The 8,067-nt window shown below is 39.2% G+C and carries 7 protein-coding genes and 1 pseudogene; 4 read left to right on the top strand and 4 right to left on the bottom strand.

Translation table 11 applies throughout. From position 1 onward, the window contains the following. Window positions 1–189 precede the first annotated feature (189 nt). Both PN450_RS04400 and PN450_RS04395 read right to left on the bottom strand, forming a co-directional pair. Window positions 190–2,316 (bottom strand): zinc metalloprotease HtpX, encoded by a 2,127-nt coding sequence (locus tag PN450_RS04400; RefSeq protein ID WP_271835524.1) that lies wholly within the window; start codon window positions 2,314–2,316, stop codon window positions 190–192. A 198-nt stretch (window positions 2,317–2,514) separates the two neighbouring features. Further along, window positions 2,515–4,143: a peptide chain release factor 3 gene (locus tag PN450_RS04395; protein ID WP_271835523.1), complete on the bottom strand. Its 1,629-nt coding sequence runs from the start codon at window positions 4,141–4,143 to the stop codon at window positions 2,515–2,517. A gap of 515 nt (window positions 4,144–4,658) precedes the next feature. Here PN450_RS04395 and PN450_RS04390 point away from each other — a divergent pair. Beyond that, on the top strand, window positions 4,659–5,315 hold the full coding sequence (locus PN450_RS04390; RefSeq protein WP_271835522.1) for a DUF1361 domain-containing protein: 657 nt from the start codon (window positions 4,659–4,661) through the stop codon (window positions 5,313–5,315). A gap of 134 nt (window positions 5,316–5,449) precedes the next feature. Further along, entirely contained in the window at window positions 5,450–6,268 is an 819-nt protein-coding gene (locus PN450_RS04385) for a TlyA family RNA methyltransferase (protein ID WP_148766967.1), read from the top strand. A gap of 316 nt (window positions 6,269–6,584) precedes the next feature. Here the strand turns inward: PN450_RS04385 and PN450_RS04380 are convergent. Next, window positions 6,585–6,845: pseudogene (locus PN450_RS04380) on the bottom strand (ParE family toxin-like protein). Beyond that, on the bottom strand, window positions 6,845–7,066 hold the full coding sequence (locus PN450_RS04375) for a hypothetical protein (protein WP_148763383.1): 222 nt from the start codon (window positions 7,064–7,066) through the stop codon (window positions 6,845–6,847). The pseudogene PN450_RS04380 and the gene PN450_RS04375 overlap by 1 nt, the downstream one beginning before the upstream one ends. A gap of 229 nt (window positions 7,067–7,295) precedes the next feature. Here PN450_RS04375 and PN450_RS04370 point away from each other — a divergent pair, with 229 nt between their 5' ends. Both PN450_RS04370 and PN450_RS04365 read left to right on the top strand, forming a co-directional pair. Further along, window positions 7,296–7,562, top strand: coding sequence for a hypothetical protein (locus tag PN450_RS04370; protein ID WP_271835521.1), 267 nt, complete (start codon window positions 7,296–7,298; stop codon window positions 7,560–7,562). After that, window positions 7,555–7,977: a type II toxin-antitoxin system VapC family toxin gene (locus tag PN450_RS04365; protein ID WP_271835520.1), complete on the top strand. Its 423-nt coding sequence runs from the start codon at window positions 7,555–7,557 to the stop codon at window positions 7,975–7,977. The genes PN450_RS04370 and PN450_RS04365 overlap by 8 nt, the downstream gene beginning before the upstream one ends. The last annotated feature ends 90 nt before the right edge of the window (window positions 7,978–8,067 follow it).

Below are 8,067 nucleotides of genomic sequence, written 5' to 3'. Positions count from 1 at the left end.
TCGCCCCTACTGACAACTGTACGGGCGAAGCATTTGGAGAACTATTTTTGGCAATGACTGATAATTTATCTTCCAAATGCTTCGCCCCTACTGACAACTGTACGGGCGAAGCATTTGGAGAACTATTTTTGGCAATGACTGATAATTTATCTTCCAAATGCTTCGCCCCTACTGACAACTGACTAATATCTAAGAACCTGTGAGCATAATATAAGCACCCCAGGCTTGGGCAACAACTGCGATGACAGTGGAGCAGATAGGATGAGGGCTATTAATTTTTTTGCCACCTTTAGTTTCTAAAGTTTGGATATCAATCCAAGGAGTTGCCCCCCTTCGTAACCAACCTGTAACAGTGATTTGTCTGCCAATCAAGTCTTGAGGATTGAATGACTTTCCTAACCAGGGAATATGATGTAATTTAATTAAACCTTGGCTAGATTGCAGGATTAGGTCTTGTGCTAAACAATTGCCAATACCAGGGCGGCCTAATAGCTTACCAGTAAACCGAACTCTAATGCTATCAATTGGTAAAATAGCGGGATTTGCTAAGAGGTTGGTAAAGTTTTCATCTTTTTGAACATTGACAGGTGTAATATCGGGAAATAAAGCATTTATCCGCATAACTGTGCCAATGCTAAAGCCAATCAACATACAACCTCCGACAAAAGACCAATTATCATAGATCCACTTGAGGTTTAACAAGTGTAAGGTGTATGCTGTTTGCCAAATTAACCAAGTTAGACAGGCAAATACAACACCGAGGGGGATTCCCAACCAAGGGGCAATTTGTAAATAGAAGGATTGGGGCTTGATGAGAATGGGTTGTGATGGCTTTGTTTGATATAATTCGGTGTCTAAATGCCAATGACGGGCTATTTGACAAAGGCGTTCGATGCGATCGCCTATTGTTGGATGACAACTATTAATTGTAAACCATTGCCGATAGGGATGAAAATTTTCCCACCTTAAAAATGATTCAAAAGGTAGATGACCGGCGGTGCTACCTAAAATTATGCTGTGTTGATATGCAACTGGCGAGAGGAGATTCAGGCTTTCTAACTGCCAACAGGTTTGTTCTTTGAGGCTGATATCATGGGCTACACCAATGGATATTTTCAGTAAAGCGCGAATTAGTCCATTAGGATTACCGGTGATTTCTGCGGCCAGGCGATCGCTATGGTAAAGCCGCAATTGGCAATTAAGTAAGGCTGTACCCGTGAACAGACACCAAATTGCATAGTTGATGGCTGCTAAAACTGTACCTGGCCAACGCCAAATTTTACTGTCATGTTGATTTCCCCAAACTGACACTTGCTGATATATTCCATAAAATGGCATGGCCACGAGTAAAACTAGGGACATGACCGCAAAATCCCAACGCCCAATTTGTCCTAAAGATAAAGCATAGATGGCAGCTATTTCGTCATCTGCCAGTTGTTCTAATAAACCTTGACTAACAGTTATTCTCGCTGTGCGGGGGAGGTTGCCATAACTGATAATCATCGGGGCGGAAATTGGTAAGATTCTCAGTTGAGGGGTTGACCAGTGCCGCTGTTGGCAAGCGCGTTGTAATACTCTGGGTGTTTCCCGGCTGTAGGAGTTTAATTTCTCTTTGGTTAACTCTTCTTGACCGGAAAATCTTGTTAGTACCCAGTCGAGCAACCAAGGAGACGATGCCATGAAGATGATCAACAATCCCAACATCAAGGAACTAGGATCGCTATATAAAATCTGGATGGGTTCTAAGTAGGGCAGTTGATAGAGAATTTGATTGATTAAACCCAATACTAATTTAAGCACTTCTCGACAAGTCCAGAACAATGCCATGAATGTTCCCAGAGCAAGTAGTCGAGAGGGAATGATGTTAGGCTTGCCTAGGGGTTGCCACACTTTAGCGCGTCTAGCATTGCGCCAATAAACGCTAACGGGTTTGATAGTGTTGTTACCATCAGTACCAATATAAGCTGTTTGTAGCTGTGGTTGGGCAGGATTTAAACTAGAAACAAGTCCAGTATTGGTTTTATGGGATTTTTTCTTCTGGTTTTTGCGTTTATGCAGGTGTTCAAGAGCAAGTGTTGCCCACTCTTGAACTTGGGGATTACTATTAGCAATCAGATTTTGACACAGAGCGATCGCCTTAGAGACTTCACCCGTGCGGGCATAGGACATCACTAACCCAACTTGCGCCTGTAAACAAATCCTTTCTTGACTTTGATCTTTGGCTAGTGGTTGAAGGTTAGCGATCGCTGTGTAGTAATTCCCCTGCTTGAGAGCAGCTAAACCAGCCTCTAAACATGATTCAGCGTGGGAAGGCATACAAACTTTGGTACTCCAATCTGTTCTAGGTGACAAATAGCACGCTTATTGAGATACCCTGATCATTGGTGATTGGTGATTGGTCATTGGTGATTGGTCATTGGTCATTGGTCATTGGTCATTGGTCATTGGTAATTCTTGCCTTTTGCCTTTTGCCTTTCGCCTTTTGCCTTTTGCCTTTTGCCTTTTGCCTTTTGCCTAACTTTCTGCTGATTGTTGATGGGAAAAGACGGGAGCGATGGCACTTAATTTCAACTCCGGATGATCACCCTCCAACTGTTGACAATTCCATTCATTGCGGAATAACAATACTGGTCGTCCCATGCTATCTTTAACAGTAGTGGTATTGAATAAACGTCCCACCTGCTTTAAAGCTTCCCAACCACCTTCAACCCAACGGGCGACACTATAAGGTAATAAATCGAGAATAGTTTCCACACCATACTCATTTTCTAAGCGGAACTGGACTACTTCAAACTGCAATTGACCAACCGCTGCTAAAATTGGCTCCCGCTTGGCTTCATCGGTGGAGTACATAATTTGGACAGCACCTTCTTCTCGCAATTCGGAAACGCCTTTTTGAAACTGCTTAAATTTCGATGGGTTGGGGTTTCTCAACGTGGCAAAAAGTTCAGGTGAGAAATAAGGAATTCCCTCATATTCTAATTTTTGTCCTGTGTAAATTGTATCACCAATTGCGAAAACACCTGGATTATTTAAACCAATCACGTCCCCTGGATAAGCGACATCAATAGATTCTCTTTCCTGGGCAAATAGTTTTTGCGGACGTGATAGACGGACAATTTTGCCCGTTCGAGCGTGATTTACTGTCATATCTTTTTCAAACTTGCCTGTGCAAACCCGGACGAAAGCCACCCTATCTCGATGTTTTGGGTCCATGTTGGCTTGCAGTTTGAAAATAAATCCGGTAAATTCTGGATAGGTAGGAGGAATATCGCCGACAGTGCTGCTATGTGTACCTGGTTTGAGGGCAAAGTCCAGGAAGTTCTTGAGGAATAATTCCACCCCAAAGTTAGTCATGGCACTACCAAAAAATACTGGGGTCATTTTGCCGGCGTGTACTAAGTCTAAATCTAGTTCTGGACAAACTCCTTCTAAGAGTTCTAACTCGTCTTTAAGTTGGTGGTATAGTTCTTTTTCTAGTAATTCTTCAAGTCGCTGATCACCTATATTGAGGATAGTTTCCTTTGCTTCTTTACTACCATGAGAACTGCGCTCAAATAAATGAATTTGCTCCTGTTGGCGGTCAAATACGCCTTTAAAGCGATCGCCCATGCCAATAGGCCAATTCACTGCATAAGTCTGTAATCCCAATTCTTTCTCAATTTCATCTAACAAATCTATGGGTTCTCTGCCCGGACGGTCGAGTTTATTCACAAAGGTAAAAATTGGGATACCCCGCATTTTACAGACTTCAAACAGTTTCCGGGTTTGGGGTTCTAAACCTTTAGCCGCGTCTATCAGCATCACCGCATTATCGGCTGCTGCCAAAGTCCGATAGGTGTCCTCACTAAAATCTTGGTGTCCAGGAGTGTCGAGTAAATTAATTTGACAGTGACGATAGGCAAATTGTAATACCGTAGAAGTTACGGAAATTCCCCGTTGTTGTTCCATTGCCATCCAGTCAGAAGTGACTTTGCGCTGGTCTCTGCGGGCTTTTACTGCTCCAGCTTCGTGAATAGCACCTCCGTATAATAATAGTTTTTCTGTCAGTGTAGTTTTACCAGCATCAGGGTGAGAAATAATCGCAAAGTTGCGACGCTGTTCCACCGCTTGACCTAATTCTGCTTGCAGTTCAATGGACATATCTGTAATTTCTTTGTAACTTCACTAAATGTAATCTTTTTCAGGACGGGGGAACAAATTTATAAATTCTCTAGCAGCTTTCAGTAAAACCCTTTAAATATAACGCTCTGGGATTAAAATTAGGATCTGATTCAAGTGCATACTGCTATATTAATTCTTGCCGTTAATTCAATCTTAACCTGGTTTATGTCAGACGACGCTATCAGAAATTTATGGGTGAGATAGTTGACAAATGCCTGACTTTCCCCTATTATAAGAGTATAGTGGAAATCCGTGCGCCCATATATATAGGGGTTGAATTTTTCCGAAAGTATTAATCTCTAAATTCACCGAACATAGGCAAAAACCTTGTGAATATCAACTGCTCCATGATAGAAATGTTGATAAATAACCATTTCATGCAACAGTGATCTAAAATAGAGTTTCACAAACAATGTTTTTAGATTTTTAACAAATCTACAACTGCAAATTTTGTGTAACCAAAAAAACAAATTTATTCTAGCTATTGCAATTCCATGAAAGCAGAAGTGATTGAATTAATAACAACGGTTTTCCATGTTTTACAAGTTAATCTGCGGTGGATGACTTGGAATTTATTTTTGGCTTTTATTCCTTTAGCTTTGAGTGTTTGGCTATTTCGCCGTCAGCGCAGTGGTTCATGGGTTTGGTGGCTAGGATTTTTGAGTTTCTATGCTTTTTTACCAAATGCACCTTATTTATTAACTGATGTCATTCATTTGATAAATGATATCCGGCGAGTTCAGTCAATATGGATGATTACATTAGTCTTAATTCCTGTGTATTTTGTCGTCATTTTTGGCGGGTTTGAAGCTTATGTTATATCTTTAATAAATTTGGGTTACTATTTACATCGAACGGGTAAAAGTCAATGGATTTTTCCTGTTGAGTTGATTACTCATGCTCTTTCTGCTATCGGTATTTATTGGGGACGATTTTTGAGATTTAACAGTTGGGATTTTATTACTCAACCAGATGCCATAATCACAAAAGGTGTAGAGGAAATTCTTGGTAAACAACCCTTGATAATTATTACTCTCACTTTTATAATCCTTTGGGGTTTGTATTGGTTTATGAAACGAATTACTTTGGGTTTTCTGAATAAGGGTGTTAATTCACAAATAAATGATCATCATATTCACAATATTAACTAATGACATTAAATTAAAATCAAATATCCCCGACTTCTTTGAGAAGTCGGGGATCTATTTTTTGAATATTTAAGATTAATCGTATAATTTAGGATTTAGAATAGGAAAGCAAATATAAACAGCTATAAAAAGTGAAATTGGTTAAACAGCGATTAGATACATTATTAGTAGATTTGGGATTATGTCCCTCCCGTCAGCAAGCACAACGGCTAATTCAAGCTGGAGAAGTGACTGTAAATCAACAAATGGTTGATAAAGTCGGGACTGAAGTTGATATTACCGCAGAAATTCAAGTTAAAGAACGTCCTCCTTTTGTTTCTCGTGGTGGTGAAAAACTGGCTAAGGCTTTAAAATTTTTTGAGATTTCTGTAACTGACAGGATTTGTTTAGACGGGGGAATTTCTACAGGTGGCTTTACTGATTGTTTATTACAAGCCGGTGCAAAACAAGTTTATGGTGTAGATGTTGGTTATGGACAAGTTGACTGGAAAATCAGAAATGATCAACGGGTAATTTTAAAAGAACGGACGAATTTACGTCAACTACAACCAGAGGAATTATATGCTGAAAATGCCATATTTCCTAATTTGATAGTTGTGGATGTTTCGTTTATTTCTTTAACCAAAATTTTGCCGGCGGTATGGCAATTAACACAAGCTCCCAGAGAGGCTGTATTGCTGGTAAAACCACAATTTGAGGTTGGCAAGTCTCGCATCGGCAAAAAAGGCGTTGTCCGCGATTCTGATGACCAAGGAGATGCAATTTTTAATGTGATGAAAGGGGCATTAGAGTTAGGATGGAAATATCAGGGTTTAACTTATTCACCCATAACAGGACCTGCGGGAAATATTGAATATCTGTTATGGTTGGGAATGGACAGCGAAATCATACCCCCAACTTTAGCAGCAATTCAAGAAATTACTAAACAAGTCATGCAGGAGTTTGGGAAAAAATGATGAGTAATCAAGGTTTTAGTTGGTGTTTTGGGTTGGTACTTACTTCGCCTCTAATCTTGTCATCATCGTCACCTTCTCCGCAAAGTTCTAGAGCTAACAAGGCTTTTAACTTTACCCCAAGAAATCCAAGAAATACTTCATTTAGAATCAGGAGATAGATTAATTTTAACTCTGGAAGATAATGGAAAACTCCAATTAGTAAGCCTCAAACAACAAGTTAAAAAATTAAGAGGTTTATTAAAAGATAAATCACCTGATAGAAACTTGGTAGATGAACTTATCCAGGAACGCAGACAGGAGTATTTAAGTGAATAAATCACAGCTTACCAATCAGTTTGTCATACTCTGTGTGTGTTCCAATCCAAAACCAAGAAATGCCGTTTTCGACTTCAACACCCAAAGCACGATAATTTAAACCTGCTCAAACTGACCAATATTTGTTACCTAGCTTTTTAAAATGTAACGATGGATGAGATTTATCAGCCTTGAGCAACTCATAGCATTGATCAGCCGTTTGCTGTACACTTTCAGGGAGGGCATTATAATATTTCCAGAATCATTGTGTTGTATAGTGCATCAGATTTCGCGGCTATGTCCTGCTTGAAACTCAGCGATTCCTACGGAGCGCTTCGCTATCGCTTCTGCTGCTAATGCTTCCAACTTACCATCTGCAATATCACGTTCTATCTGCTCATCCCAAAGTTCATAATCTAGGTTTAAAAACCATTGTCTCAGTTTCTCAAAATCATGAGATGGAAGTGAGAGAATTGCAGTTTCAATTTGTTCAAGCTGTGACATAAATAGTTTTTACCTCTTTATTCTTGAGAAAATTATAGCTTTATTTTGTCCTAGAGTTTAATCCTTGATCTCAGTGTATTTATTTTACTATACTATTAATAATTCTATTTGCACATTTATGACAACTACTAAATTTCCTGAGTATCATTGTATGATTATCCTACCCCCCAATTCCCAAAGAGCGATACATTTGCTAAAATTGCAATCATCATAACACCAATTAATCACTATGTACTCCACTAATCCACACCAAGAACTCTTAGAAGCGATCGCTAACCTTAGTGATCAACAAATCCCACTTGTCTTGCAATTTATCTCATCCCTAGAAACACCTGTTAACAATTATCCAACTTCAGCTAAAACAGTTTTAGAACGAATGGGTGGTTATCCCAAATTTTTACTAGAAGGATCAGGAGATTTTTCAGATAGAGATGTACGCAAAAAAGCGATCGCTGACAGAATTCAGGCAAAACATCAAACAAGAACTCATGAATAATTATCCCCTGATTTTAATTGATACTGGAATTCTTGTTGCCTTCTATGACCGTAAATACAAGTATCACCAACAAGTTGTTAACTTTTTTAGCACCTGTACCAGTCAACTCATCACAACAATTGCCTGTGTTACAGAAGTGATGTGGTTACTTGCTCCAAATACAAAAGTGCAAAACGAATTTTTATCTGCCTTATCAATAAGAGTTTTCTTATGCGAACATTTACTGCCATCAGACTATCAAAGAATCCAAGAACTTAACACAATTTATCAAGATTTACCCGCAGATTTTACCGATTTATCGCTTATTGCCATTTCCGAAAGATTAAACATTTCTGCTATTGCCACTCTAGATAAAGACTTTAATATTTATCGCCGCTATCGCAAGCAACCATTTAATCGCATATTTTTACCTTAATTAGACGAGCAAAATTAAACTTGTATTGCTTTGAGATAAAGGGCGATAGGGCGATCGCTGACTTGTCAATTCATTTTTTGATTTGTGATA

Origin of the sequence: Dolichospermum lemmermannii CS-548 (assembly GCF_028330815.1) — a bacterium.
GTDB lineage: Bacteria > Cyanobacteriota > Cyanobacteriia > Cyanobacteriales > Nostocaceae > Dolichospermum > Dolichospermum lemmermannii.
This window is presented reverse-complemented; position numbering and strand designations above follow the sequence as displayed.